A 23,357-nucleotide genomic window follows, 5' to 3' on the forward strand; every position below is an offset into this window, starting at 1 on the left:
ACCAGATACTGCTAATAACTAAATACCTCCGGATCAATAACCATCGCCCTATAAGCGACATCATCTCTTGAAGCAGAGTCCACATCCATCTCAAATTTGATCTCATTTGTCTTTGGATCGATCTCTACTAAAACCATTTTGATAGTCTTGTCAGGACGGAGCAAATTTACATTTGAGCTTGAGATGAAGTAGGTATTTTTATCCTTTTGCCACTCGACGTTACTAGTAACTGCGCTATAAAAGTCAAAGCCACGCTCCTTGCCAAACTGCCAAGTTTGTTCAACTGTGCCCTTTTTCTCATCTATCTTGTACTCAACCGCGCGGGAGTATTTATCCTCTTTAAAGGCTGGCTGCTCCATGCCCCTTGCATCGCCATTGTCAAAGACACTTAGGTGTTTTATATTGCCTTTGTTGTCGTATCTTGGTGTTAGCCATGCGGTGTGCTGAGTCCATGACCAGTCAAATTCGCCCTCGCATTTTGAGTTTTCACATTTTATCTTATTGCCTTTGCTATCGACTGGAGTTAGCACTTTGGCTTTAAATTCTTCACTCCAGCCTTCAGGCGAAGCTAGTATCCATTTTACTTTTTTATCGCGGCCGATTTTAACGATACCTTGGTGGCGAAGTGAGAGGATAATGCTATCGTCGCTCTCATCGTATGAGATAGAGTTTACGTGAGCCCAGTTTCTGCCTGTGCCAGTAGAGGCGATGTCGCCAAATGGCTGATCGTCGCTTATCTTTATCTCTTTTGCGTCCATGTCGATATTTAGGCAAACAGCTCTAGCATCAAGCGCTTTTATGAGGTTGCTGCGGTAGACGTTGTTGCCAAAAATTTCATTTAGATCCCACTCTTCGACCACCTTACCGGTGCTATCGACCTCGATGATGTGATCTCTTATGGTGTGAGAAATTTTGCCATCTTTGTGGTGATAGTTGTATTTGCCAACTCTAAGAAGTGCGTGATCGTCCTTTAATGGCATAACTTCGTGGCTTAGATCGATGTAGCCTCTTGGAAGTGGGCGATTATAAATTTCTTTTCCCATAAGGTCATATCTTAGATATCTTTGTGCCATACCAAAGCTGATATCGCCATTTTTTAGCTGATGAAAGCCCATCATCATGCCTCCATCCATTACTCTTCTCTCGCTGCGGTCATAAAATTTCTGATAGTCGAGGTACCATCTGACTTCGCCTTTTGTATCTACGATGTAGTTTTCGGTAAAGTCGTTCCAGCTAGCAGCTCCGCCATTTTTCCAATCAAGCGGTTTGTAGACGCTCGTGATCGTGTTATTTATGAGATAGAGCCTGTTTTTGAAAGCAGGATCGACCTTTTTGACGCGAGTCTTTTGCATGTGAGAAAACCTATAATCACGGCTATATGTGACGATAGGTTGGGCATAAATTTTATATGTTTCTACCTTTTTAGCTCCGTTAAATGTGTAGCTTACGACTACTTCATTTAGATAGTCAGGGTAAAGTCCCCAAATAGGCACTCCATCATGCGTAAGCAGGGCATGTTCTGAGACGTTGTAGTCGATGTCGATGCCGCCATCTGGCTTGCCTTTTACTTTGACGTGGATATCTTTGATGTCTTTACCAGCTCTATCGATGATAGCAGTTAGAGGCGATACGTCATATGGGTTTATAAAAACCGATCCCAGCTCGCCTTGAACCTTTGCGTGATGAGCCAGGACTCCAGCCTCTAGTGACGTGATACCTATACTAAGACCGCTAACCAAAACAGCCGCAAGGGCAACAGAACCTAAGAAATTCTTGCTCATTTTCGCTCCTTTAATAAAATTTAATAATATCTTACTACCTAAATTTCACACAGAACTAATAACCCATCTCACTTTTTTTGTAAAAAAATTTCTCATTTTTAACCTTAATGTAAAAAATGAGATTTTTACCCCTCAAACTCTATATCTATTTCATACCCACTCGTGCTAAGCTTATGGCTTACTTCTTTTATGCTAAACTCATTTGCTTCTAGCCCAGGAACTCCACCAAATTTAATCTTGCCGCCTGCTATGATATTTTTCCCTTCGCAGCTACATCTGCCATTTATTCCGCCACGTTGTAGCTCGTTAAGTTTAGCTTCTGCTTGTTTAAAGGCCTCATTATCGCTCTTTGGCTGAGCTATCTGCATCTTATATACCTGTTCCCCACTTCCCACCTTAATACTTTTTACTTTACCAGCTTCAATATCTTGCCACTCTACTATTACGGCCGTATAAGAGTTTCTATTAGCTTCAGTAATCTCTAGCGAATAAAGATCAGTTAAATTAAGTGCAAAAGTAGGTAGGCTTTCATTTTTTGGAGTATTGCTCGTTTGCGTTTCATCTCCTTTGGCGTCTTTGGAGGCTATGATGATAGTAGCGTTTTTTACGGCCATGATAAAACCGTAATCAAAGCATAATCCGTATAAGAAATCTAGATCTCCCACATTGTTTTGTAAGACGGAGGCGATGTTTTGATCTTGCCCGGACGTTTTTACGGCAAGCTTGTTTTCGGCAGCTATTTTCTTTGCTATTTCAAATACGGTAGTCTTTTCCCAGCTTCTTCGCTTTTTGATCTTTTGAGGGCTTGCAAAATTTACAGCAGTTGCTCTAACCTCTGTTGTGTTTGCTTTATAGTCTGCGCTAGTTGTTTGCACGCTAAAAGAGCCACAAAGATAAAGATCATCTCCATATCCTAGCCAAAGCTTTAGATTATCGCCGAATACGGGCTTGGCGTATATACCGCTAACGCTAAAGCTTATCTCGTCGCTTTTGCTACCTTCCTTGTCGTCGAAATTTAGACTGATGAGATTTGCCCTGATAACGTCCGTAATATCTTTACCGTTTGCTTCGAGCTTAAAATTAGGGTGTTTTACCATAATTTGGCCTGTTCTTTGGCTTCCTCTTTTATTTCGGGTAGAAACGCCTTGTCGCCGGCTTTAAGCGTAGCGGCTAGTTTTGGATTTAGAGCTAGTACTTGCTCGAAAAATCTTAAATGTCCGTAATGAGAGTAAACGATAGTATCAAGCCTATCACCATCTTTAGCTATGTAAATTTTATCCATCGTAATCCCTTTTTAGCTCCAAACTAAAACTTTGTGTAAAAAATGCTCCATTTGGAGTGAAAATAGCTTGTTTTTCACTGATTTTTACTATAACAAAGCGACCAAAATATTTACCATTTCCGTTTGTAAGCGGCAAGCTTTGACGTAAGGCGGCTAAGGCATAAAGTGGCTTTAGTGCGCCTTGTTTGTCGCCGTGATATGGCAGTGTTTGACCATCTATATTAAGAGCGCTACTTCCTAAATTTGCACTAAATAATGCTGGATAGTTTTGTATACGCTCTTGTTCGCTTATCCCAAAGTCTGTTTGGGTGTCAATACTATTAGTTTGCTCCCATCTAAATTTAAACCCACCAAGATTTAGCACCATATCATCCCCTTATATCCGTGTTTTTACGGTTAAACTCATCACGTCTTAGTGCGTCTTTAACACCTTTTACTATTTGAGCCTTAAAGCTCTCTAGGTCAAATTTGCCATTGTCTGAGTTAAGTAAAAAATCACCATTAAAGCTAATGTTGATGGCGCCACCACCTGTGCTAGCTGCCACTAAAGCTGGAGCCTCTTTTGTGTGAGTATCACTATCTGAGCCAAAAATAGAGTTAAAAAAGCCACCACTATCATCTTTTGCCTTTAGCTCACTACTTGTTTGCTCATCACTTCCAAAGCCAAAGAATTCTTTTGTCTTGCTCCAAGCACTACTTAGCCCCTTAATGGCCTCACCGACCATGTCGTTTATCCAGCCAAATTTCTCAGCTATCCAGTCAAAAAAACCGCCAAAGAGCTCATCCCATATCTTAATAACCGGCTCAAAAATAGCGCTTAAAAAGTCGCTCACTCCTTGCCAAAGATCACTAAAAAACTTTGTCGTGCTCTGCCAATATGGCTTGACGTTTTCCCAAATTCTCTCAAAAAATGCCTTTACTTCGTCCCAATTTTCTATAAGATAAGCTGCTGCCATACCAAGAGCTACTACTATAGCGCCAATGCCTGTGCTAATAAGAGCAAATTTCATAGATTTTATAGCCTTTATAGATACTGACATAGCAGCAGCTAAGGTCTTATAAGCCTTACCAAGTCCTATTGTAGCTACCTGGCAAACTCTTTGCGCTGATGCTAGAGCTTTCGTGTAGGCTGAAGTTAAAAGTGAGCGAGATGCAACCAGCTTTAAGGCATTTGCTAGCCACATAGTGCTTTGATATGCTATTTTTATTTCTGAAAAAAGTATGCTAAAGCCATATCTTGCGATCTTTAGCATCGGTGCAATAGCACTAAATGCCATAAATCCACCAATAAATCCAAAAACAATCTTTGAAGCTACTGGAAAATTCTCATGTATATATGATAGTGTCTTTGCAATATTTGCTAAAAATGATGATAGTGCGTTAATAGCTGGCAAAAACATCTCGCCTATGCTTATGCCAAAGGCACTCCATGCACCTTGTAAGCGTTTTATAGCTGAAGCTGTTGTGCTTGATTTATTCTCAAATTCCTTATCTGCACTATCTTTAAATTTTGAAGTATCAGCTACATCAGCCATCGCCTTTTTAAGCGTATCAAGACCGCCTATTAAGGTTGCGATATCAGTATCGTAGTTATCTCCAAACAAAGTATTTAAAATAGCTCCTCTTTTGCTATCATCTACACTCTTTATGCGCTCTAAAAAACTTATCATCATTTTGGATGGATCAGCCTTCATCCCAGCTAAGATATATCCTTTATCAATCCCAAGCTCATTTAATGCTTTTTGACCTTTTTCATCTAAAGCGCTTATATTTCCAAGCGTTTTCATAAGTTTGTTAGCAGCATTCGCAGCAGTTTCTGGAGCTTTGCCAAGTGAGATAAATGCAGCGCCAAGAGCGGCTGTCTTTTCACTAGCTAATCCTATTTGCTTACCTTGTGCTGCTATTCGTTTCATTATCTCAACTAACTCAGACGCTTTTGCTGGATTTGAGTTTGAAAGACCATTTATCACATCCATTAGCCCTTTTGTCTGAGCCAGATCCATGTTTAGGATATTTTTTATCTTTCCTATGCTCTCTCCAGCACTATCAGCCGTGGTATCAAATGCAACTGCTAGCTTTGCGGTGATCTGCGTAAATTCAAGTAGTTCATCTTTTGCTATACCCATTTGACCGCCAGCAGCTGCTATTTGTGTAAGTTCTTTTGCACTAAGCGGTATAACCTGGCTCATCTTTAAAAGCTCGTTACTAAATTTTTTCATCTCGCCATTATCGGTAAAATCAACCACCTTTTTAACATCAGCAAAGGCATCTTCATAGTCAATCGCAAGCTTTACAGGTAGAGCAACAGATGATATTTTTGCAGCGATCTCTGCAACATTTGAAAGCTCACTAGCAATGTTTTGCTTGTTTATACTTATGTTTGCTTTTATTGCACTAATCTTTGAAATACGTTCATTTAGCTTACCAACCTCTTTACCAGCAGCACTTAGACGATTAGTCAATGCACTAAGTTTGCCTATATCTCCACTTAGTGCAGAAAAGCCTTTTGTAATAAGTCCAACTGTTATACTAACTGAAGTATTATCCATTTTTACCTTTCTTGCTTTTTATATCTTTGCAAGCTATAATTAACTTATGAAAAATTTTAGCTTTACAGAGTTTTTGTGTAGCAATAACTACTTTATGGAGTGCTTTGCCACGCTTTTTTCTCTATTTTTTATCTTTAGCAGCGAGCTTGACCTTTTAGGTATGCTAATAGCAGCTCCCTTTGCTTATATCATAGGCCTATTTTTATCTTTTCCAGCCTTTTTACTTGTAGCTGTTTTGTTTTTAGCATTAGATATTGTTAAATCCTTTTTAATATCCATTTATAGCCTTTTTAACTCAAAAGATAAACGCTCAAACCTGCCTAGTCTTTAAGATCTTTACTGAAATTTCTAAAAACTCACTAAAATCACTCAAACTAAGATTTATTATCTCGCTATATCCATAGCCTAAAACATGAGCTATAAGGGCGATATTTTCGTTATTTACTCCGCCCTTACATCTAAAAAATCATTTAACGCCTTTTGTAAAGACATAAATTCTTTAAACTCCAAATTTTCAACTTCATCTTGTGTCTTATTACAAAGTGCAGCTATCATATAGATAGTCTTTGCCATATCGCTACCACCATTTTCATCCGCCATCTTAATGGTTCTTACTTTTGGTGCGTGCATTTGCCAAATTTCATCTTTTATCTTTATCTCTTTCATTCTTGTATCCTTTTGTTATTTTTACCTGCTTGGCTACATATCAAAGTAAAACAAGCAGGCTTAGTATAAAAAATCACTCTCCTAAATTTGAGCGAACCCCTGCCATATAATCAACTCCGCCTATAACGCATATCATATTTTCACTATCTTTTAGCACCATCGGCACACCATCCACGTTGATGTCCACAAAATGAGCTGATAGCTTAATAGTAACTTCTAGCTCTTTTCCGCTTTCAAACTCAGATACTTCATAACTGATAATATCTCCGGTAAAAGCTGCGCTAAAAGGCACAGTTTTACTTTTGCCACTTTGGAAAATGCTAGCTTTAAAAAGCCACGGAATGCGGTTGGTAAAGCTGTTTAGTCCTAAATTTACCCACATGTTTTTATCTAGCACACTAACTGTAAATTCAACCTCTGTTGCCTTTAGCATACCTGTTGTGTAATTTGTGCTAAGAGCTCCTTTGCTCTCTATCATTTCAAACTCTATTGTGGGAAGTTTAAGCTTTTTTGTTACACCAAGATAGCCGATTCCATCTATATAAACGTTACCTTCTTGGATTACTTGAGGAATTTGTCTTTTCATTGTTTATCTCCTTTATTTGTTTAACTCATCCATCAAAACGCTACCGTATTTATCCACGTAGATAAAATCAAGTGTAAGCTGCTTAACGATTGGATTGTTTTGCATTCTGACATCAAGGTAAAATTTACCAGCTGTGATAGTTGCGTCGGTGTTTTTTGCACTCCAGCTAAGCTCATATCCAAGAAGTACCTTTGCTCCAACTAGCTGACGAAGGAGCTCACTAACTGATCTTTTTGCATGATAAAGCTCGCTAGCTTTTCTATCGATCGCAAACAGCACCCCTTTTTGGCAAGCTTGCGATATTCGGTCAAATATTCTAACACGTGCTAGATCTTGCCAAATAGTATCTTGGTCACTCGTTTCGCCACCCCAAGCCCTAAAGCCACTCTCTCTAATGATGGTAGAAATTTTTGCTGCTCTAAGCTCATCAGCCGTGCAAGTTTCCCCAAGCTCAAAATCCACATCTATTTGCGTGCCTGAAACTCCTATCATAACCCTATTTGAGTAGCTATCTGAATATCCAAACTCGCTTGCGCCATCTGTATGGGCTATCATCCCCGCTATTCTCGCACTTTGCCCCTCATAGACATAAGCATTAGTCTCATCATCCCAAATCTTGACATTTGGATAAGCGGCAACTAGCCTATTTGTACCAAAATCGCCCATTTTAACAATGGCTGCTGCTGCGTCATCCGCTTTTAGATCTACAATGCCGGTTGCTTTTAGTCTGGTTGCCATCTTTTCTATCTCACCCTTGATAGCATCTTCATGGCTAAAGCCAGGTGCGATTATTAAATTTGGGCTATAACCAAAGCGTGATTTAGCTTTAGCAAACGCTGTAACGGCACTTTTGCACTCCGTGATCTCATCGTTCGTATCGCTATCGTCGTCTTTGGTGAATACGCTTAAAATAATCTGCGTACTAACCGCCTGATCTTCGATGCCCTTTAAAGCCCTATAAATAGAGCCTTTTTTAAAAGCTTGGCTCGCATCCTTTTTTGCTTTGTATTTTGCTTCAAGAGCTTCAAGTGCCTTTGCTGTTGTCATATAAAAATGTAGGCCATTTTCTAGCACCTCTTCATACCCTGCTATACCAATAGGCGTAGTACTTTCTACCACTATTGGTCTAGCTGCCTCAGCTGAGACGGTTACGTTTACTCCGAATTTTGCTGCCATTTTTATTCTCCTTTTTGATTTACTTTTTTTAATGGATTTATACACCACACCGTTTTTAGATGTTTCTTATCATCTCCTTGGGTAAACTCTTTAAAATTTAAGGCATTTGCCCCTGCTATATCCATAAGCTTCCACCCGACATAAATACGACAATAAAAGCCACTTAAAAAGCCTTTGTATCGGACTACTTTATAAAGTCCGAAACGAGTACGACCATTTTTAAGCTTGCAAGTAACTTTGCAAAAGCCACTCTCTTTGCCGCCATTACTGGTGATATTGGGATCACCCATAGTTTCTATGCTATATGGATTTACTTCATCTACTTTGACGCCTAAAATCTCACTTGAAAAGTATCCTATCTTATTGCGTAATAGCCAAAGAAGCCTTGCTTTATATGTTCTATTCTTTGGCTCTGGATAGTGCTTCTCTCTCCAGCCACTATCACCATTGATAGCAGCACACTTGCCATCGTAATAGTCGTTTGCATCTTCAAACCACCTAAATATCTTTGGTAAATGCTCGTCATTTTTTTTGCAAAATAGTAATGCAACTGGCACAACTACAAATGAGAGGATCTCAAGCAAAAACTCTACTAAAATGATCACTATAAGCTGTAATATCTCTTTACTCTTTAGCATCATTTTCCTTTTTTGACTTCTTGCTTGGCTTCTCGCTCTCTTTTGTTTCGCTCTGTTTGTATTCTGGGCATTTAGGACACTCGCTCCAAGTGCAGTTGCCGTCTTTGTCAATCTTTGATGCGCAAATTTCGCACCTTTTTATTCTTACTCTCATTTCCTATCCTTTTGTGTTGGTCTAGTTTGAACCACATCTGTGAATTCGTCTTTGTCTAAGTACCAGAATGGTTTTTTACCGTCTGGGTATTGCATTTTTGCAAAGTCATCTGGATGTGTCGCCAAATGGGCGAATACTCTAATAATGTTTGTCATATTCGAGCTGTCCCAGCCCTCGCACTTTCTCGCCCTTAGAAAGATCACGATAGGGCATAGTAAAACGCCTAAGATTAGGGATAGTACACAGATAATTACATAGCTCATTTTCTTAGCTCCTCTCTTTGAGCGATTAACTCTTTATACTCATTTCTTAAACTCTCTAATACAGCAGTGTTTCCGATAAACAATGCGTGCCTAATATGATTCTCACACTCACTTATCTCAGCTTCAATTTCGGCTAGTTCGCGCGCTTTTTCGTCTATCTTTGGCTCTAAAAGCTTGTTTGCTTCTTCGTCGCTTATCGATGTTAAGCCTAGCTCTTTTATCTTTTGATTTAAAAACTTTTCGCTTACGTCGTCTTCGTAAGCGTAAATTTCACCATTTGAATTTTTATAGTATTTCATCGTTTCTCCTTTTATCTCGCTATCTTAGTTCAAGCCACATTGAAAATGGTAAGTCTACAAAATATGTATTTCCTGCAGGGACTATAAACGAAACATTTTGACCTGCTTGATAATAGTTTGTAGCAAAGGCAAATTGAAAAGAAATGCCATTAATCACAAAGCTACCACTTTGATGTAAATTTTGTGACTGGATAAAAACCTGTATCGGACGCCCCGTGGTATTCGTATATGTTACGTTCGCCGCTCTTTGAGCCGTTACGTTTTGCCAGCTTTGGCCTATACCTATCACGCCCATCATGGTTGCTGCGTAGTTTGCATTTACTCCGCGGACGTAGTTTTGATCGTCTGCAGAGCTTGTTCTAAACAGCAGATCGCATCCGTTGTGAAAAAGATTGTTTTGCTGCTGTGCCATCAGCCTGAAATGCGCCGCAGAAATATATCTTCCCGCGAAATCTCCGTCGGCGTTTCTGCGTACCAAAGCTCCCGCTACCGTATCGGTCGCTCCCAGAAAGCCCGTCAAGCTCTCGAGACTCACGAATCTCATGTGCTGGGTCATACCCGCAGCTTGTTTGTTTCTGAAACATATCTCGCTATTTGCGTCGAATATATTGTCCTGCGCGGCTGTTTTCATCAGAAAGTGCGAAGCGGTCACCCATCTACCTTCAAAATCGCCGTTCGCGTCTCTAGCTACGATAGAATTTGAGGACGATACCGCCGAAGCTTTGCCGGCCACGACTTCTTTCCACTCGCCCCATGTCCTAGAGGCGTTTTTGTTCGTGCGATAGTATATGCTAGGCGTATCTACGCTTGAGATCTCCGTGATGGTTTGTTTGATCCAGTTTGGATCGAGTCTTTCGACGATGACGTTTGCATGCTTAGCTCTGCCGTTCCAAGCCGCAGGGAAGGTTCCCGTAGATTGCTCGTTCGTCTTCCAAAAACCCGCAAGCGTAGTAATGTCGTCGAGATTTGAGATGACGGGGGCATTGTTTGCTCCTATGCCGAATTCGCCTTTTTGGACGAAAGATGAGCTATTAAGCCCGTCTAGTTTGTCCGCATCCAATCCGCTATCCGTTCCGTCTATTTTTTTGATTTCTTCAAAGATTTTTGCAGGCGTGAGCGCGTCCACTTTTTCTTTGAGGTAGCTCGTGCGGTTTGCCAGCTGAATAGCTTGCTTGTTGCTTATTCCATCTGCTCCGCCGACTACTGGGTCAGTCGTTTCTAACTGATAAATTCCGCTCTCCCAAGCGGCTTTTTCTTTTAAATTTGCCATTAATACACTCCGTAATTGTAGGTTTTATCATAGGTTGCCTTGCCGTCGTATCTTAGCGCGGTCGTTCTAGCCTCTACCGCTACTAATACGCACCTAGCGGGCGCAGCCGCGATAGCGGCCTCTTTTAGTTTTTGCGCTTTTGCGCGGTCGGTTAGCCCACTGGTAATTATGCTATACTCGGCCCAGTGGTTATTGCTACCGTAAAAGCGCGATCCGTCGAATTTAAAGGTGCCGTTATATTTCTGGCTTAAATTTCCTTCGATTATAAGCGCGTCTTTATCGTATGCGCTCACGGCTTTTTTTACGGCGTAAAAAGTGCCGCTATAAAAATGTATCTCGAAGGCGTTTTTTATAAGCTCTCTTATAGCCGACTCGCTAAGTCCGTCTATATCCACGTCGTAGCTTTGAGCTAGTATAGGCAAAAGAGAAACCGGGCAAGAGTCGGCCAGTATGTTTATCGCTCCTAAATCCAGATTGTCAAGCCTTACTCCGAATAACTCGTCTAATTTCTTGTCAAATTTACTTTTGTGGTTTGGTAGCAAGCTCATAACTCGGCCTTTTTGTAGCTTAGAGAAAAACTTACTTTTATAAAGCTATCGTCTCCTACCTTGGTATCTGTGCTCGGAGTTACTAGCCTTGCTCTATATACCCCGTTTTTGTGAAGCGTAGAATATACGTAGCTTAGATTTAGATCTTCGCCGATAGAAAGAGAGGTTTTTGAAGCCTTGATTTCTTTATCTATACTATCTTGCAAAAACATATCGGTGAGCTCCAACTCGGCCCTAACCTCTATATTTTTTATCGTAGCGTTTGCTACCGTAACCGTATCGGTTAGCGGCCTTACTTTCTCGCCGCTTAGATAATTCGCTACGCTTTGTCTGGTCTCTTCGCTCATATCGCTAGTTTTTAGATATACCTTTACTATGCCGGGTCCTCCGTTTAGCACGCTGGCTTCTTCTACTTTGGCGTTTGCCGAAAGAGCGTGATATATATAAGCCTTTTTGCTTCCCGCGGTGCTAAATCTTTCAAGAGAAAGCACCGCTCTTTCCCTTAGTCTTTCGTCGCTTTCTACCTCCGCTCCGCCCCCAAACTCGCTCGTCTGTTTTGCTTTTAATACGAAAGGAAGTGGCGTTTGGATATATTCGCACTTTGCCTTGCTGGTTTTTGTAAACTCATCTAAGATGATCACTCCAACAGCTTTTAGCTCATTTGCTCTTATTACAACTTCACTTTTTAAGCTAGCTATTTCACCATTTTCGCTGCGTAAAATTAGCCCTTTTGGCAAATATGTATCGCTGCTTCTTGGCATTGAAAGACTAAACTCACACTGCGCCGTTGGTCTCTCGCCTTTTAACCTCTCTATGCCATAAATCGCTACTATGTTATCAAGGTCATCTCCAGTAGAAAATGGCAGCAACATAGCCTTAACGCTATCATTTATCCTGGCTCGCAAGAGCAGTTCTCTATAAGCTAGCGTTTCAAGAAGCGCCGAATAATTGTCACTTTCAAGTAGTGAAATTTCATCATCAGTTAAATGCTCTTTAAAAAGGTTTTTAACATTATTTAAAATTTCATCATATTTAAGCACCTCAATAACGTTTGGATATGGAAGTTTTTTTAAATTCATTTTTTACTCCTCACATGAGCATAGCCCATGTTCCGGCAGGAAGCTAAAGCTCCCTTGACCCACCTAAAGCCATGTTTGCTGCTCGCAAACTGCAGTTTATGGATAAAACTCATATCCTTACCTCTATTTCATCACCACTCATAAGCACTACTTTAAAGCTAAGCTTATGATCTTTTAGACCTATAAGACGAACTTCATCGATCTTTACTCTCTTTTCCCACTTCTCAACCGCTTCAATGACAAAACACGCCAGATCAGCACGAAATTCATCATCTACCTTGCGATCTATTAGCTCATAAATTCTGCTGCCATACTCAGGCAGCATCACCCTTGAGCCAAGCGGAGTTAGGAGTATGTCTTTGATAGAGTTTTCTATATCAATGAGATATTTCATCACTAATCCCTCGCAAGTCCGTTATTTGTATGCTCGCTTAGGCTGCCACGTCCATCACGTACGCTACCGCCAAAGTTTGCATCACCACCTGCTGTGATTGAACCAGTGATCCTTACATCTCCGTTTATCTCAAAACTACCGCTACCACCACCAACTCCAGCTGTATTTATCGCCCCTTGTATCAAAGTGTTGCCAAGTAGCTTGATGCTCCCGCTTTTTATCGTTGTATCGCTAGCTTCTACCATCACATTTTTAGCCTTTACATTTGCGTTATCGCAAGTTATGTTTATAAGCTTTGGAGATGAAATTTCAAGGCACGAGCTAGAGCTGTCATAGCTCATCTTTATGCCATCTTCAAAACTTACATGCACCTTTTTATCAGTAGCGTCTGCCTTGTGAGAACTTTGATAAAGCCCACGAAGCACCACACCTGAGTTTAACTCATCATGCACAGGTAGCACTAGCACTTGCTCTCCTACACGTATTGGTGAAAAGCTCACTGCATAAGAGTTGGCATGTGCTTGAAATACTGGCAAAAAATCAGTTACCATCGAACCAATGGCAACTTTTGCACGGTCATCTCTTACTTCACTAATAATTCCAACTTCAATCATTTATATGCTCGCTAAATTTTTTATTTCTTGGCGTTCTTGTGTACTTTACGCTATGCTTGATCTCTCTTACATCATCATGTATTTCATTGAGCTTCTCTTTATTTATGGCAAAATTTGCTGCCAAAATATCGCTTAGTTTTTCAGTGGCACTACTTTGTTTATTTATCGCTTCACTATTTTTATTCACCACATCGATCATCAAATCAGTGTTTTTGCTTGTATATCTACTAAGCAGCCAAAAGATCACCACAAAACCGATAAAGCCAAAAATCGCCATAAAAACGATAAATTCATTTAAACCCCATGATCCAGCTAAATTTATTAATCCAGCTGTCTCTCTTATCTCATTGCCAAAATCTAGGCTATTTTCCATCTTCTTCCTTTATTCCAAGACATTTTTTTAGTTTTCTTTCACAGTCGCGGTAGTAAACAGCAATCTTCTTGTCCGTCTCAAACGTGCCATCATTTTTGGGTTTTAGTGGCATTTTGGCATTGCATTTTATAGGCATATATTTTTCTTTATAAACAACCATAGGCTCAGACACTTGCTTATCTGCACAGCCTGAAAAAAGCAGAACGAGCGCCATAAAGAACACTAATATTCTCATTTAAACAGCTCCTTATATGCAGCCAGCTCGCTTTCGCAACTTTTATCTTTGACGTAGATTTTCTTTATTCTCTCGACCTCTTTTGACGGAGTATCGTCGATTTTTACCGCAGCAGCCTTTATAGCTTCGTTTTGTGAAGCAAGAGCTGTATCGCAGGCACTTAGATTGTTTTTGACTGTAGTGTAGTCCTTGGTTAGTCGCTCGTTTTTCTCTTTTACGTTTTCAAGGTCTTTAAGCAAGACGGAATTTATACTTTGGAGTTTTGAATTTTCCAAAAACAAATTTACGCAAGTAAAACCTAAAAGCGCGGCCAATGCAAAGCCTACTATAGGAAGTTTAGTTATCAAGTAACCCACTTAGCACCTTCTTTGCTCGGTTGGGCGTTTGTTTTGCCCAAAGGCTATTTAGTCCATTTTTATAGGCTGCCTCATATTCGCCAGACTTTATAAAATTAAGAGTGGTAACAAACTTTTTCACGCCTGGCACGCCCATTTGATAGCACATTTCTATTACCACGTCTTGGACATTTTTTGGCTTGTCTTCTAGCCAAGGAAATGCTTCACAAACGCTAGAGGCAAGCTTAATTAGCTTTATCTCTAAAATTTGTTCTGCTGCCGCTTTACTCATAGGCTCAGCCTTGCCGCCATTTAAAAAGAGTTCGTCTTTACTAAGAGATGAAACCTTAAAGCCATATCCGACAGTAGGATACCCACGAGTATCCTGATATATGTAGCTTTTAAAGCCTTCGTTCTCTTTTATGTTTTCTTTTAATGACATTTTGACCTCGATCACTCTTCTTTTGACCCCAAATTATCGTCTTGATCAGAGGATTTGTCCTGATCTTGCAACTGCGTATTTGAGTCGTTTTCTTCAAAAGCCTCTATCATTGAGGCGTCCAAATACTTTTTAGCTTCGTTTTGATTAAGGGTGATTATCTCACCCTCTTTAACGAAATTCCCTTTTACACATATATTGCCTTTAGCTATGTACCTCATGTTTGCTCCTTTATGCCTTACTCATAAGGCTAGCCCATTTTTTAACAACTACTTCATAATCAGTAAATACATCAAATACGTATTTTAAGGCTCGCTCTTCAGCGTCATACCAGCGATTACGGCGGATGTCTAAAACCACTCCTAAAACTAAGTTTTTAAGTGGAGTAGCTAGATAAGTGCCTTTTGGCATAAGAGGAGTTATTTCAAACGGAATGCCAAGTATTTGGTTGGCTCCGCCTTGAACGAGATGAAGCGGCGAATTTAGCGCGCTTAACTCTTTATTGTATTCCTGAACGTCGGAAGGGTTTATCAAAATCCTAGCTTCGCTTACGATGTCCGGGTCTATAGATCCAACTAATGCACTCAGCCTATTTGATACCTTTTCTGATGCTGCATAGGTTAATTTAACTGCGTCGCTAGAGTCCTTGACTACTTGTAGCCAGCCTTTATGTAGCGTCTTAAAAGTTCCGTCGTAAGTATCGCTCTCTCCGGTAAAGCCAAGAAGCGCCAAATCGTTACCGAAAGCCTTAGCAAACGCATCAAAAGTCTCTTTTTCAAAATTAGGGTTTGACTTATTGTCTTCTAACGCGTCTTGCAAGATGCGAGAGAATAGCTGAACGCTTTTGGCATCTAGCTTTGCACCTACTTTGCTTAAAGCCGATCTTTGTGAGTCGTTTGGTTTTTCGCCACTAGCTACGCGCACCAAAATTCCTTTTGCTACGTCCCATGCATCGAGCTCTTTAGTAAGTCGACCCATTTTTTCAGTATGGATTTTTTGCAAAAAGCCGTTATTTTGCTTAATAACGTCTATAAAATTATGCGATTGCTCAGGTGTAAGTGAACCCGAGAGAGTAACGTTGGTAGCATTCATAGAGCCTTTTAAAATATCGTTTAATCCGTCCATTATAGTATTCCTTTGCTTGCTGAAATTTGCGTTTTTTCGATCGTTACGTCTTGTTTTGATTTGCTTAACTCGTTTGTTATCGCGTCAAGTTTAGCGGTTAGCTCGCTTACCGATTTTTCAAGTGTTTCAAGCCTTGCGTCATTTGCACTAATGCCAGCTTTTACAAGCTCGGCAACTCTATTTTCATCCATTGTTTCTCCTTTGTGAGTTTCTTTTTTTATTTCATTAGATCCGAAAAATTCTTTTAATGCCGACAAAAAGCCGTTTTTTTCGATCTCGGTCTTATCTTGCGCCTTTATAACGCCGCTGCCATACATTGATAGTCCGGTTATCGTTCCGTTTTTTATCATTTCTCGCAGCTCCTCATCTTCTATTTTGATGCCTACCGCCCACGCTCCCTCTTCATTAAAGAATTTATCCTTGCTTTTTACTATCCAGCTTTCGCATATATAGGCGTCTGCGATATTAAAATTATGATTTACATCTATACAGTAGCTAAGGTCCGATCTCTTCATAAAGTTATAAGCAGCCCTTTTGATTTCATCAGCATTTGCAAAATCTCCTTGCGTATCCACTTCGTCTGGGGCATAAACTATCCCGTAAACAACTCCTTGTTCTGCATCGCTCTTTTTAAAATCGACTCTTAACAGCTCGTTAAAATTCTCATTTTTGTAGATAATTTTTTTATTGTTAGCGCCTGCTGATACCAGCGAAATTAACTTGATTTGCATATCGGTTATCTCTCTAGCCATTACTTACTCCTTATTTTTTTCCGCCATTTTTGCCAAAAATAAGATTTTAAAAAACCTAAATAAGACATATATGTCTTATCTTGCTAGAAAGCGAAAAATCTTTATCGTAGAATTGGATTAAAAATTTTTAGGATAAATATGGATAGAATTTTTAAAGCGGCGCAAGGTAGCGTACAGCTTACTGAAGAAAGCAAAGACTCACAAGGCTTAATAGAGCCGTTTTTTAGCTTTGATAGATTGCTAAGTCTTTTTTACGCCAATACCTATCACAGGCGAGCTGTGCAATTAAAAGCATCACTGTTATCTAATATAGAAGATGGCTCAAAGCTTGAAGGTGGCGCTATGACGCCCAAAGATTTTTTGTACGCGTTTATATTAAATCTTGAAATTTTTGGAAACGCGTTTGTGGAGATCGCGGGCAAAAACCTTTATATACTTCCCTCTATCGAAGCTAGAGTAAACGAAAATAGAGAAATATTTCAAGTAAAAAACAATAAATCAATAGCACTTAATGCAAAACACTTATATTATTATTCTCCAAATTCTAGATTTTATGGAGAGCCTGATTATTTGGCGGCCATGCTCTCAATTCTAACCAATCAAAAAGCCGATAGCTTTAATAACGCTTTTTTTGAAAACTCCGCCCGCGCCGATACGGCCATAATCTTTGAAAATTCAGAGCCTGACGAAATGCAGCTTAACGCCTTTAAAGAATTTTTCGGCTCGAATTTTAAAGGGATGGGCAATGCGCACAAAACTTTGGTTTTAACCGCAAACGGCGATAACGCAAAAGTACGTATTGAGGATCTAAGCAAGGTAAGCGATATTAGTTTTGAAAAGCTTAAAAACCTAAATAGAGACGAGATCATAGCCGCGCACGGAGTACCGCCTAGAATGGTCGGAGTAATGACCGCCGGACAGCTTGGAGGCAGCGGAGAGGTAACCGGACAGCTGCACAGCTTTAACGAACTTACGATCATCCCAAAACAAGAGCAAATAGAGTGGTTTTTCGATAGCATCGGCTATCCGATCAAGCTTAAGCCTATCGACGTAAGCAACTTTAAAGACGACGGAGAGCTGGTGGCCGGACTGGTAAGCAGCGGCATAATTAGCCTAAACGAAGCGCGCGGAATTTTGGGTTATAACAAATAAAAACGTTTTAAGCCGTTTTAATACTAAAACAATGCAAACGTATCTTTAAAATACGTTCGTTGAAATTGAAGCGGTTTTGAAGCGTTTTGAAGGTGGTTTTTGGTTGCTAGCCAAAGGCGAAGCATAAATGCAAACTGCTTTGCGTTTATGCCAAAAACCAGTGAGCGAGCATATCAACACGATGCGAGCGATGTATCCGACTCTGCGACTTTGAGCGAAGCGCATATGATTTTAGAACTTGTTTAATCGCTCAAACAAAGCAGAGTAGAGTATAAAATAAATAAGGAAAATAATATGCAAAATATCATAGATGAAATTAGACGCTATAACAAATTAAAAATGATAGCTGACGACGAGATAATACCGTATATAGAAATGGCAGAGTCTCAGATAGGCAAATACACCGTAGAAGAGGCGAGCAAAACAAAAGCCGCCGCTTTTTATACATTAGCGCTTTTAGGACAGAAGCTTTGGCTTAAAATCCAGCAGCGCGCAAATGAATACGACGAGAGCTTAGACACTTTTAAAGACGTTAAGCAGTGGGAGGAATATTGGATGGATAAATTTTACAAACTTACGACGAAGAAAAATACGAGCGGATATTTTTATGCCGCTGTTTAAGGAGAGAGTATGGAAGTAGAGAATATTAAGACCGAAAAAGAGCTAATTGCGTTTTGCGAAAAATTAATTTTAAAACACGAAGACGATTTTAAAATTTTCGTTTCCGAAAGAAGCGCACTTAATCATGCGCAGTATAAAGCCGTCTTGACCGTTATTGTTCCTATTAGTACCGGAGAGGCCGTCTTAAAAGAGCTTATGGGTCTAACTCCTCTTTTAAATTTTAAAAACTCAAGCGTAGATGCTACCGATGAGCGGGGCGTGGATATACTAAATTTCGATTTCACGCTTGATTTTATGCGCTCTTGTTTGGAGGATGAATAAATGGCGTATTCTAAGCAGACAAAAGAACTCGTTTTAAATTTAATCTCCTCTGGATACTCGTTGTCTGAAATTAGCAAAGAATACAAGATCGACGTATCTACTCTGTCGCGTTGGAAAGGCAAAGAGGATAAGCAAGGCCGCCTAACCGCTCAAAATTTAAAAGCTCAAATCGCAGAGCTTAGCAAAGGCAAAAGCAGCGACAGTAAAGCAAAACAAATAGCGATGCTCTCCGCATCTTTATCTCGCCTTGAAGGTCAAAAGGCGAAAGAGGCGAAGGTAAAAAATAAGAAAAAGCCTACCACCATAATGAACGCAGACTATGAAAGCCTAAAGGCTAAAGCTATGGACGAGGGCGGGCTTTACGGTTATCAAAAAGATTTTATCAATGACACGTCTCAGTTTCGTATCGTGCTAAAATCCCGCCAAATAGGTTTTTCATACGCCTCAAGCCTTGATGCGCTGCTTGGAGCCGTTGCAGGTCGTAATCAGCTGTTTTTGAGCGCGAGCGAAGAGCAGGCTAGAATTTTAATGAACTACCTAGACGGATGGGCCGAGAAATTCGGCATACTTTTTGCTAAAAATAGCGAATACGAAAAGAGCCTAGATAGCGGCGCTACGATTAGGGTTATGGCTCATAACTTCCGTACGGTGCAAGGTTTTACGGGCGATATTTGGATGGATGAGTTCGCTTGGTATCCGAATCAAAAGCGAATCTGGCATGCTTTCGTGCCCTCAATCGGCGCGGTAGCAGGTCGCCTCACTATCCTATCTACGCCGTTTGAAGAGAATTCGCTATTTCATGAGCTATTCGATAACGAAACAAAATACTACATGTTTTCGAGGCATAGAGTAGATATTTACAGGGCCATAGAGGACGGACTAAATTTCGATCTTGAAACTATGCGAGATCTTTTTGACGCCGATACGTGGGCTAGTGCGTATGAGTGCCAATTCATAGACGACGAAAACGCGCTTTTAAGCGTGGAGCTTATAAAAAGCTGCATAAAAGACTATGCGCCAGCACTCCCCGCCAAAAGCGTTCCGCAATATGCGGGATTTGACGTCGGCCGCACGAAAGATAGATCGGCTCATATAGCCGTATACGACGAAGGCGGCATAAAGAAGCTAAGCGTGCTCGACGTCATAGCAAAAGCTAGCTTTGAAGCGCAAGAAAATCTACTCATAGACTTTTTGCGCTTAAACCCTTTAGCCATGCAAAAGATAGATAAAACGGGTATCGGCATGAGCGTAGCCGAAAAGGTAAAAAGACGTTTCCCTTCAAGAGTGCAAGGGGTCTATTTTACGCAAAGCAGTAAAGAAGCTATGGCTTTAAATTTAAAAAAGCACTTTGAGGATAAAAGCATAATCATCCCAAACGACCCGGCATTAATAGCCGATCTTCACGCTATAAAGCGAAAAGCCGGCGCTAAAAGCTTTACCTACGACAGCGACCGCAACGAACACGGCCACGCCGACCGCTTTTGGGCGTTAGCTTTGGCGCTTAGCTACTTTGAAAAGGTGAGGGATAAAAGAGGCAAGGCGTATATAATTAGGTAAAATCAGAAGTTGCCCATAAGCTTGTATTCTTCTGATAAAACCATGATTGTTTTTTCGTCGACCTTTTTCATGTCTAGCACGGAAGATATGACATCGTCTATTGAAGTTATGATAACCTGTATTCCCTGACTTGCTAGTCTTAAAATAGCTTCAAAAGTACCTTTTTGCCACTCGTTTTTATCGCCGTCAAAAGGACTATCAAAAGCCAAAAAATGAAAAAAATTATCATCTTTATACATTTCTAAAAGCGCTGCAGAAAAAATAAAGCACAATAATTTTTTTATGGTTTTGCCTTTTTCTAAATCATTGTCAAAACCTTTTTCTCCTGCTATTTTTAAATCAAATTCTATATTATCTTCTTTGTTAAAACCTACAGAAAAAGCAGCATCTTTACCGAACACGATAGTGCTATATTCGCTTATTTTTTCTTGTATTTGTTTTATAAAAGAGGTTTTTACAAGCTCTTTGTTTCTTTCAATTACAAGATTTAAGTTATTTTTTTGTGAAACTATTTCCGCTTTTTTATTATTGATAAAATCAAATTTATCGAGTCTATCTTTATGTAAGTTTATCTCTATTCTTAAATTTGTTATCTCTTCTTGAAGCTTTTTAAATTTATCCATACTGTCCGTATTTTCTAGGACTGATAAAATTTGCATTCTTTTCTTATTAAGTTCTTTTAGTTTAGCGTCTATATGATCCAAATCTTTTTCAAATTTTACTTTATTTTCGTTAAAAGTCTTTGCTCTTTCTTCTGCTAGCTGTTTATTAAAATATATAACGCTTTGATAATTTTTTCTTAAATCTTCTGGAAACAAGACTTTCATTTCTTTAAATAGAGCCTCCAAATCACCTTCTTTAACGATTATCTCTTGATTTATAAATTCATCTATATAGGCAATTTCTCTCATAATAGAGTTTCTCTTTTTGTTTAATGTGGATATGTCTGTTTCTATTCTATCCACAAGCTCTTTGCTAATATTTTTTTCAGATAGATAAAAATCAAACTTCTCATACATGTCGTCCTTTTCTTTTAGGCGTCGTTCATATATCAATAATTCCGCTTCAATTTGTTCTTTGGTTATATAGTCGCCTAAACCTGCCTCAAGCAAAGCTATTTCTTGCTCTATTTTTTTTATATTATTTTCTATATCGTATTTTTCTTTTATGTTTTGACCATCTATAGAAAGCAAATTGGCAACGATCGGCTTAAAGTCTATATCATTGGTTCTTAAAAATTTATTGAGCCTAAAAATATCGCTTTGATTATCCTGATCTCTTAAAAAATATGATAAATAGCTTCTAAAATTATCGACTTTAAAATTTAATATATAATTTAGATGTTCTTTTATAGTATCTAGCCCGCCTGTTTTATCAAAATCGTCACATTCCAATAAATGCTCAGAAATTTGAGTCTTTTTAATGCCTATATTAGCCCTACCTTGAGTTGGTCGTTTTATGGTTATATAGTAGTCTTTAAATTTCAATTCCAAAAAGAAGACGAAATCTTTAAAATTTTCTCTACCGAATACGCCCTTGTCTTTTTTTAGTAAACAAAAATCTATTAAAGCAAATAGCGTACTTTTACCTACGCTATGATCATTACTTAATATAAAATTTATATCATCGTTAAATATTATAGGTTTAAAAATTTCACTATTATTTGCATAAATTTTAGATAGTTTCATTCTTTACCCTTATAAGCTCATCATACTCTTTAATATACTCAATCTGCCCTAAAATAAACAAAAAATTTAAAGCATATGCGAAATCTATTTGTTGAATATTGTTTTGCTTTTTTATCTCTTTGTATATAAGACCTAGTTTTATTCCATACTGCGTATTTAGTCTATTTAATATCTCTTTAGCTACGACTAGCGGACTTCTTTTTATATCTTTACTTCTATGCGTCTTTATATATCTAGTTTCCATCTTTTTCACCGATATAGCAGTATCTGTATAAATAAAATATAATAAGCTGCATTACGTCTTTTATCTCGTTGTCGTCTATAATTGATGTATGTTCTTGTATAATCTGATTAAAAATATCGGGATTTAATTTATTAGAGTTTCTATTTTTAAAAGAAAGTATACTTATCCTGATACTTTTGGCTGAGTTCTCTATATGCTTCGTTAAATTATTGTCTTTAAAAAAATCGTCCAAAATCGCAAGTTTAGCTTCTTCTTCTTTTATAAGCTCCGTATAAAATATCTCAAGTTCGTTTATTTTGTTTTTAGTATCTATCTTGATAAAATAGTCGTCATATTCTATTGTTTGGCAATCGCTTTCAAACTTGTTTAACAGCTCTATAATTTCTTTTGCATTGGTCTCACAAATGCTCGATAATCTCCCTATGTCAATATTTATCTTTTCAACAATATTATTTATGGTTTGATTACCGTTTACTACGATATTGCTATTGGGATTATTCGAAATATTATTATCTAGCATTGTTATTTATATTCTGATCGCCATTGATTACGATATTACTATTTGTGTTATTTGAAATGTTGTTATTGCCGACATTTGTTTTAGATGTCTTTTTATATGCTTTATAGGCAACAATAACACCGATTACCGTGGCAACAACACCCACAATCACAACAATATCCATAGTTGTAAAATTCATAAAAAGCCTTCAATATTTTTGCGGATTATATATCATTTCCTATAAAATCAAGGTAAAAATGAGAATTTTTATATTTTTAAATCTGCTTTTAAGGCCTACTTAAAAATAATTTTTATCTCTTTTACGATCTCTTGTCCGATATTTTCCGCAAGAGCCTTGTTTGCGCGTTTCAATCCGCCGTTTTTGTAGACATTCCAAGCGTTTAACAGATATGGATTTGCCTTTATGCCGGGGTGTTTTACCTTTTTACCAAAAAATAATCCCGCCTTTTTATTGGCTAAAGCTTTTTTATTTTTGGGTTTTATAGTATAAGCTCTTGTACCGCTATGGACATATTTGGCATATTTTATTTTTAAGGTATTGCCTATTTTCACTTCACTAGCGTTTGCCTCAAATACCCTTATATCTCTTTTGAGATTGCCTGTTCTTATAGGTGCTGTTTTTTCTTTGGCGACCTGCGCTACGCCCGAACCCACTCTAAAAAGGAAGTCTTTTAAATATTTGTCGATATTTTTCAT

34 protein-coding genes are annotated in these 23,357 nt (G+C 38.8%); 5 read left to right on the plus strand and 29 right to left on the minus strand.

All coding sequences use genetic code 11. The features are described 5' to 3' along the window. Positions 1-11: 11 nt before the first annotated feature. From B9N62_RS06905 to B9N62_RS07020, 24 genes are all read right to left on the minus strand, one after another. The gene (locus B9N62_RS06905) at positions 12-1,781 is read right to left on the minus strand and encodes an aryl-sulfate sulfotransferase (RefSeq protein WP_087584916.1); all 1,770 of its coding nucleotides are present in this window, start codon (positions 1,779-1,781) and stop codon (positions 12-14) included. A gap of 125 nt (positions 1,782-1,906) precedes the next feature. Further along, complete coding sequence (locus B9N62_RS06910) at positions 1,907-2,878, minus strand: phage late control D family protein (RefSeq protein WP_087584917.1); 972 nt, start codon at positions 2,876-2,878, stop codon at positions 1,907-1,909. Further along, the gene (locus B9N62_RS06915; protein WP_087584918.1) at positions 2,872-3,063 is read right to left on the minus strand and encodes a tail protein X; all 192 of its coding nucleotides are present in this window, start codon (positions 3,061-3,063) and stop codon (positions 2,872-2,874) included. Before B9N62_RS06915 ends, B9N62_RS06910 begins: the two co-directional genes overlap by 7 nt. Further along, positions 3,056-3,430 (minus strand): phage tail protein, encoded by a 375-nt coding sequence (locus tag B9N62_RS06920; protein WP_087584919.1) that lies wholly within the window; start codon positions 3,428-3,430, stop codon positions 3,056-3,058. Before B9N62_RS06920 ends, B9N62_RS06915 begins: the two co-directional genes overlap by 8 nt. A 1-nt stretch (position 3,431) precedes the next feature. Then, positions 3,432-5,612, minus strand: coding sequence for a phage tail tape measure protein (locus B9N62_RS06925; RefSeq protein ID WP_087584920.1), 2,181 nt, complete (start codon positions 5,610-5,612; stop codon positions 3,432-3,434). 441 nt (positions 5,613-6,053) lie between these two features. Further along, positions 6,054-6,278: a phage tail assembly protein gene (locus B9N62_RS06935; RefSeq protein WP_081370933.1), complete on the minus strand. Its 225-nt coding sequence runs from the start codon at positions 6,276-6,278 to the stop codon at positions 6,054-6,056. Positions 6,279-6,351: 73 nt separating this feature from the next. Then, the gene (locus tag B9N62_RS06940; protein ID WP_021090342.1) at positions 6,352-6,864 is read right to left on the minus strand and encodes a phage major tail tube protein; all 513 of its coding nucleotides are present in this window, start codon (positions 6,862-6,864) and stop codon (positions 6,352-6,354) included. 12 nt (positions 6,865-6,876) lie between these two features. Next, positions 6,877-8,040, minus strand: a complete 1,164-nt coding sequence (locus tag B9N62_RS06945; protein WP_087584922.1) for a phage tail sheath subtilisin-like domain-containing protein — start codon at positions 8,038-8,040, stop codon at positions 6,877-6,879. A gap of 2 nt (positions 8,041-8,042) precedes the next feature. Further along, positions 8,043-8,678: a DUF7338 family protein gene (locus B9N62_RS06950; protein ID WP_087584923.1), complete on the minus strand. Its 636-nt coding sequence runs from the start codon at positions 8,676-8,678 to the stop codon at positions 8,043-8,045. Continuing rightward, positions 8,665-8,832 (minus strand): hypothetical protein, encoded by a 168-nt coding sequence (locus tag B9N62_RS10505; RefSeq protein ID WP_180382171.1) that lies wholly within the window; start codon positions 8,830-8,832, stop codon positions 8,665-8,667. The genes B9N62_RS06950 and B9N62_RS10505 overlap by 14 nt, the downstream gene beginning before the upstream one ends. Then, on the minus strand, positions 8,829-9,095 hold the full coding sequence (locus tag B9N62_RS06955; RefSeq protein ID WP_087584924.1) for a hypothetical protein: 267 nt from the start codon (positions 9,093-9,095) through the stop codon (positions 8,829-8,831). Before B9N62_RS06955 ends, B9N62_RS10505 begins: the two co-directional genes overlap by 4 nt. Beyond that, positions 9,092-9,394, minus strand: coding sequence for a hypothetical protein (locus tag B9N62_RS06960; protein WP_087584925.1), 303 nt, complete (start codon positions 9,392-9,394; stop codon positions 9,092-9,094). The genes B9N62_RS06955 and B9N62_RS06960 overlap by 4 nt, the downstream gene beginning before the upstream one ends. 19 nt (positions 9,395-9,413) lie before the next feature. Next, positions 9,414-10,664, minus strand: coding sequence for a pyocin knob domain-containing protein (locus tag B9N62_RS10635; RefSeq protein WP_219336785.1), 1,251 nt, complete (start codon positions 10,662-10,664; stop codon positions 9,414-9,416). Beyond that, a complete protein-coding gene (locus tag B9N62_RS06970) occupies positions 10,664-11,212 on the minus strand; it encodes a phage tail protein (protein ID WP_087584926.1) in 549 nt (182 codons plus the stop codon). The genes B9N62_RS10635 and B9N62_RS06970 overlap by 1 nt, the downstream gene beginning before the upstream one ends. Then, positions 11,209-12,291, minus strand: a complete 1,083-nt coding sequence (locus B9N62_RS06975; RefSeq protein WP_087584927.1) for a baseplate assembly protein — start codon at positions 12,289-12,291, stop codon at positions 11,209-11,211. Before B9N62_RS06975 ends, B9N62_RS06970 begins: the two co-directional genes overlap by 4 nt. Positions 12,292-12,400: 109 nt before the next feature. After that, entirely contained in the window at positions 12,401-12,685 is a 285-nt protein-coding gene (locus B9N62_RS06980) for a GPW/gp25 family protein (RefSeq protein ID WP_054196747.1), read from the minus strand. A 2-nt stretch (positions 12,686-12,687) separates the two neighbouring features. Continuing rightward, positions 12,688-13,299 (minus strand): phage baseplate assembly protein V, encoded by a 612-nt coding sequence (locus tag B9N62_RS06985; protein ID WP_087584928.1) that lies wholly within the window; start codon positions 13,297-13,299, stop codon positions 12,688-12,690. Continuing rightward, entirely contained in the window at positions 13,292-13,672 is a 381-nt protein-coding gene (locus B9N62_RS06990) for a hypothetical protein (protein ID WP_087584929.1), read from the minus strand. The genes B9N62_RS06985 and B9N62_RS06990 overlap by 8 nt, the downstream gene beginning before the upstream one ends. Then, entirely contained in the window at positions 13,662-13,907 is a 246-nt protein-coding gene (locus tag B9N62_RS06995) for a hypothetical protein (protein WP_087584930.1), read from the minus strand. Before B9N62_RS06995 ends, B9N62_RS06990 begins: the two co-directional genes overlap by 11 nt. After that, entirely contained in the window at positions 13,904-14,263 is a 360-nt protein-coding gene (locus B9N62_RS07000) for a hypothetical protein (RefSeq protein WP_087584931.1), read from the minus strand. The genes B9N62_RS06995 and B9N62_RS07000 overlap by 4 nt, the downstream gene beginning before the upstream one ends. Next, positions 14,244-14,684 (minus strand): glycoside hydrolase family protein, encoded by a 441-nt coding sequence (locus B9N62_RS07005; RefSeq protein WP_087585019.1) that lies wholly within the window; start codon positions 14,682-14,684, stop codon positions 14,244-14,246. The genes B9N62_RS07000 and B9N62_RS07005 overlap by 20 nt, the downstream gene beginning before the upstream one ends. An 11-nt stretch (positions 14,685-14,695) precedes the next feature. Then, the gene (locus tag B9N62_RS07010; protein WP_087584932.1) at positions 14,696-14,902 is read right to left on the minus strand and encodes a hypothetical protein; all 207 of its coding nucleotides are present in this window, start codon (positions 14,900-14,902) and stop codon (positions 14,696-14,698) included. A gap of 10 nt (positions 14,903-14,912) precedes the next feature. Further along, positions 14,913-15,806: a phage major capsid protein gene (locus B9N62_RS07015; protein WP_180382172.1), complete on the minus strand. Its 894-nt coding sequence runs from the start codon at positions 15,804-15,806 to the stop codon at positions 14,913-14,915. Next, the gene (locus B9N62_RS07020) at positions 15,806-16,558 is read right to left on the minus strand and encodes an XkdF-like putative serine protease domain-containing protein (protein ID WP_087584933.1); all 753 of its coding nucleotides are present in this window, start codon (positions 16,556-16,558) and stop codon (positions 15,806-15,808) included. Before B9N62_RS07020 ends, B9N62_RS07015 begins: the two co-directional genes overlap by 1 nt. Positions 16,559-16,696: 138 nt before the next feature. Here B9N62_RS07020 and B9N62_RS07025 point away from each other — a divergent pair, with 138 nt between their 5' ends. The 5 genes from B9N62_RS07025 (at position 16,697) to B9N62_RS07040 (ending at position 20,209) form a co-directional block, all read left to right on the plus strand. Further along, the gene (locus B9N62_RS07025; RefSeq protein ID WP_087584934.1) at positions 16,697-17,710 is read left to right on the plus strand and encodes a phage portal protein; all 1,014 of its coding nucleotides are present in this window, start codon (positions 16,697-16,699) and stop codon (positions 17,708-17,710) included. A gap of 99 nt (positions 17,711-17,809) precedes the next feature. Beyond that, complete coding sequence (locus B9N62_RS10510; protein WP_180382173.1) at positions 17,810-17,956, plus strand: hypothetical protein; 147 nt, start codon at positions 17,810-17,812, stop codon at positions 17,954-17,956. Positions 17,957-18,004: 48 nt separating this feature from the next. Then, a complete protein-coding gene (locus tag B9N62_RS07030; protein ID WP_087584935.1) occupies positions 18,005-18,331 on the plus strand; it encodes a competence protein CoiA in 327 nt (108 codons plus the stop codon). Positions 18,332-18,340: 9 nt separating this feature from the next. Next, complete coding sequence (locus B9N62_RS07035; protein ID WP_087584936.1) at positions 18,341-18,652, plus strand: hypothetical protein; 312 nt, start codon at positions 18,341-18,343, stop codon at positions 18,650-18,652. Further along, a complete protein-coding gene (locus B9N62_RS07040) occupies positions 18,653-20,209 on the plus strand; it encodes a terminase large subunit domain-containing protein (RefSeq protein WP_087584937.1) in 1,557 nt (518 codons plus the stop codon). Positions 20,210-20,211: 2 nt separating this feature from the next. On the opposite strand, the gene B9N62_RS07045 is transcribed toward B9N62_RS07040, so the two are convergent. The 5 genes from B9N62_RS07045 to B9N62_RS07065 all read right to left on the minus strand — a co-directional run bounded on the left by B9N62_RS07045 (position 20,212) and on the right by B9N62_RS07065 (position 23,357). Then, positions 20,212-21,897: a hypothetical protein gene (locus B9N62_RS07045; RefSeq protein WP_087584938.1), complete on the minus strand. Its 1,686-nt coding sequence runs from the start codon at positions 21,895-21,897 to the stop codon at positions 20,212-20,214. Beyond that, a complete protein-coding gene (locus B9N62_RS07050; RefSeq protein WP_087584939.1) occupies positions 21,884-22,141 on the minus strand; it encodes an ABC-three component system middle component 8 in 258 nt (85 codons plus the stop codon). The genes B9N62_RS07045 and B9N62_RS07050 overlap by 14 nt, the downstream gene beginning before the upstream one ends. Next, a complete protein-coding gene (locus tag B9N62_RS07055) occupies positions 22,131-22,661 on the minus strand; it encodes a hypothetical protein (RefSeq protein ID WP_087584940.1) in 531 nt (176 codons plus the stop codon). The genes B9N62_RS07050 and B9N62_RS07055 overlap by 11 nt, the downstream gene beginning before the upstream one ends. Beyond that, positions 22,651-22,839 carry a hypothetical protein gene (locus B9N62_RS07060; RefSeq protein ID WP_087584941.1) on the minus strand — a complete coding sequence of 63 codons (189 nt, stop codon included), beginning with the start codon at positions 22,837-22,839 and terminating at the stop codon, positions 22,651-22,653. The genes B9N62_RS07055 and B9N62_RS07060 overlap by 11 nt, the downstream gene beginning before the upstream one ends. A 95-nt stretch (positions 22,840-22,934) precedes the next feature. Continuing rightward, positions 22,935-23,357, minus strand: a complete 423-nt coding sequence (locus tag B9N62_RS07065) for an HK97 gp10 family phage protein (protein ID WP_087584942.1) — start codon at positions 23,355-23,357, stop codon at positions 22,935-22,937.

The sequence above is a fragment of the Campylobacter concisus genome (assembly GCF_002165785.1).
Taxonomy (GTDB): domain Bacteria; phylum Campylobacterota; class Campylobacteria; order Campylobacterales; family Campylobacteraceae; genus Campylobacter_A; species Campylobacter_A concisus_W.

What these genes read in the sequence shown, in the direction of transcription:
- B9N62_RS06905 (WP_087584916.1), bottom strand. Translation starts at nt 1,781, where the DNA reads ATGAGCAAGAATTTCTTAGGTTCTGTTGCCCTTGCGGCTGTTTTGGTT.
- B9N62_RS06910 (WP_087584917.1), bottom strand. Translation starts at nt 2,878, where the DNA reads ATGGTAAAACACCCTAATTTTAAGCTCGAAGCAAACGGTAAAGATATT.
- B9N62_RS06915 (WP_087584918.1), bottom strand. Translation starts at nt 3,063, where the DNA reads ATGGATAAAATTTACATAGCTAAAGATGGTGATAGGCTTGATACTATC.
- B9N62_RS06920 (WP_087584919.1), bottom strand. Translation starts at nt 3,430, where the DNA reads ATGGTGCTAAATCTTGGTGGGTTTAAATTTAGATGGGAGCAAACTAAT.
- B9N62_RS06925 (WP_087584920.1), bottom strand. Translation starts at nt 5,612, where the DNA reads ATGGATAATACTTCAGTTAGTATAACAGTTGGACTTATTACAAAAGGC.
- B9N62_RS06935 (WP_081370933.1), bottom strand. Translation starts at nt 6,278, where the DNA reads ATGAAAGAGATAAAGATAAAAGATGAAATTTGGCAAATGCACGCACCA.
- B9N62_RS06940 (WP_021090342.1), bottom strand. Translation starts at nt 6,864, where the DNA reads ATGAAAAGACAAATTCCTCAAGTAATCCAAGAAGGTAACGTTTATATA.
- B9N62_RS06945 (WP_087584922.1), bottom strand. Translation starts at nt 8,040, where the DNA reads ATGGCAGCAAAATTCGGAGTAAACGTAACCGTCTCAGCTGAGGCAGCT.
- B9N62_RS06950 (WP_087584923.1), bottom strand. Translation starts at nt 8,678, where the DNA reads ATGCTAAAGAGTAAAGAGATATTACAGCTTATAGTGATCATTTTAGTA.
- B9N62_RS10505 (WP_180382171.1), bottom strand. Translation starts at nt 8,832, where the DNA reads ATGAGAGTAAGAATAAAAAGGTGCGAAATTTGCGCATCAAAGATTGAC.
- B9N62_RS06955 (WP_087584924.1), bottom strand. Translation starts at nt 9,095, where the DNA reads ATGAGCTATGTAATTATCTGTGTACTATCCCTAATCTTAGGCGTTTTA.
- B9N62_RS06960 (WP_087584925.1), bottom strand. Translation starts at nt 9,394, where the DNA reads ATGAAATACTATAAAAATTCAAATGGTGAAATTTACGCTTACGAAGAC.
- B9N62_RS10635 (WP_219336785.1), bottom strand. Translation starts at nt 10,664, where the DNA reads ATGGCAAATTTAAAAGAAAAAGCCGCTTGGGAGAGCGGAATTTATCAG.
- B9N62_RS06970 (WP_087584926.1), bottom strand. Translation starts at nt 11,212, where the DNA reads ATGAGCTTGCTACCAAACCACAAAAGTAAATTTGACAAGAAATTAGAC.
- B9N62_RS06975 (WP_087584927.1), bottom strand. Translation starts at nt 12,291, where the DNA reads ATGAATTTAAAAAAACTTCCATATCCAAACGTTATTGAGGTGCTTAAA.
- B9N62_RS06980 (WP_054196747.1), bottom strand. Translation starts at nt 12,685, where the DNA reads ATGAAATATCTCATTGATATAGAAAACTCTATCAAAGACATACTCCTA.
- B9N62_RS06985 (WP_087584928.1), bottom strand. Translation starts at nt 13,299, where the DNA reads ATGATTGAAGTTGGAATTATTAGTGAAGTAAGAGATGACCGTGCAAAA.
- B9N62_RS06990 (WP_087584929.1), bottom strand. Translation starts at nt 13,672, where the DNA reads ATGGAAAATAGCCTAGATTTTGGCAATGAGATAAGAGAGACAGCTGGA.
- B9N62_RS06995 (WP_087584930.1), bottom strand. Translation starts at nt 13,907, where the DNA reads ATGAGAATATTAGTGTTCTTTATGGCGCTCGTTCTGCTTTTTTCAGGC.
- B9N62_RS07005 (WP_087585019.1), bottom strand. Translation starts at nt 14,684, where the DNA reads ATGTCATTAAAAGAAAACATAAAAGAGAACGAAGGCTTTAAAAGCTAC.
- B9N62_RS07010 (WP_087584932.1), bottom strand. Translation starts at nt 14,902, where the DNA reads ATGAGGTACATAGCTAAAGGCAATATATGTGTAAAAGGGAATTTCGTT.
- B9N62_RS07015 (WP_180382172.1), bottom strand. Translation starts at nt 15,806, where the DNA reads ATGGACGGATTAAACGATATTTTAAAAGGCTCTATGAATGCTACCAAC.
- B9N62_RS07020 (WP_087584933.1), bottom strand. Translation starts at nt 16,558, where the DNA reads ATGGCTAGAGAGATAACCGATATGCAAATCAAGTTAATTTCGCTGGTA.
- B9N62_RS07025 (WP_087584934.1), top strand. Translation starts at nt 16,697, where the DNA reads ATGGATAGAATTTTTAAAGCGGCGCAAGGTAGCGTACAGCTTACTGAA.
- B9N62_RS07030 (WP_087584935.1), top strand. Translation starts at nt 18,005, where the DNA reads ATGCAAAATATCATAGATGAAATTAGACGCTATAACAAATTAAAAATG.
- B9N62_RS07035 (WP_087584936.1), top strand. Translation starts at nt 18,341, where the DNA reads ATGGAAGTAGAGAATATTAAGACCGAAAAAGAGCTAATTGCGTTTTGC.
- B9N62_RS07040 (WP_087584937.1), top strand. Translation starts at nt 18,653, where the DNA reads ATGGCGTATTCTAAGCAGACAAAAGAACTCGTTTTAAATTTAATCTCC.
- B9N62_RS07045 (WP_087584938.1), bottom strand. Translation starts at nt 21,897, where the DNA reads ATGAAACTATCTAAAATTTATGCAAATAATAGTGAAATTTTTAAACCT.
- B9N62_RS07050 (WP_087584939.1), bottom strand. Translation starts at nt 22,141, where the DNA reads ATGGAAACTAGATATATAAAGACGCATAGAAGTAAAGATATAAAAAGA.
- B9N62_RS07055 (WP_087584940.1), bottom strand. Translation starts at nt 22,661, where the DNA reads ATGCTAGATAATAATATTTCGAATAATCCCAATAGCAATATCGTAGTA.
- B9N62_RS07060 (WP_087584941.1), bottom strand. Translation starts at nt 22,839, where the DNA reads ATGAATTTTACAACTATGGATATTGTTGTGATTGTGGGTGTTGTTGCC.
- B9N62_RS07065 (WP_087584942.1), bottom strand. Translation starts at nt 23,357, where the DNA reads ATGAAAAATATCGACAAATATTTAAAAGACTTCCTTTTTAGAGTGGGT.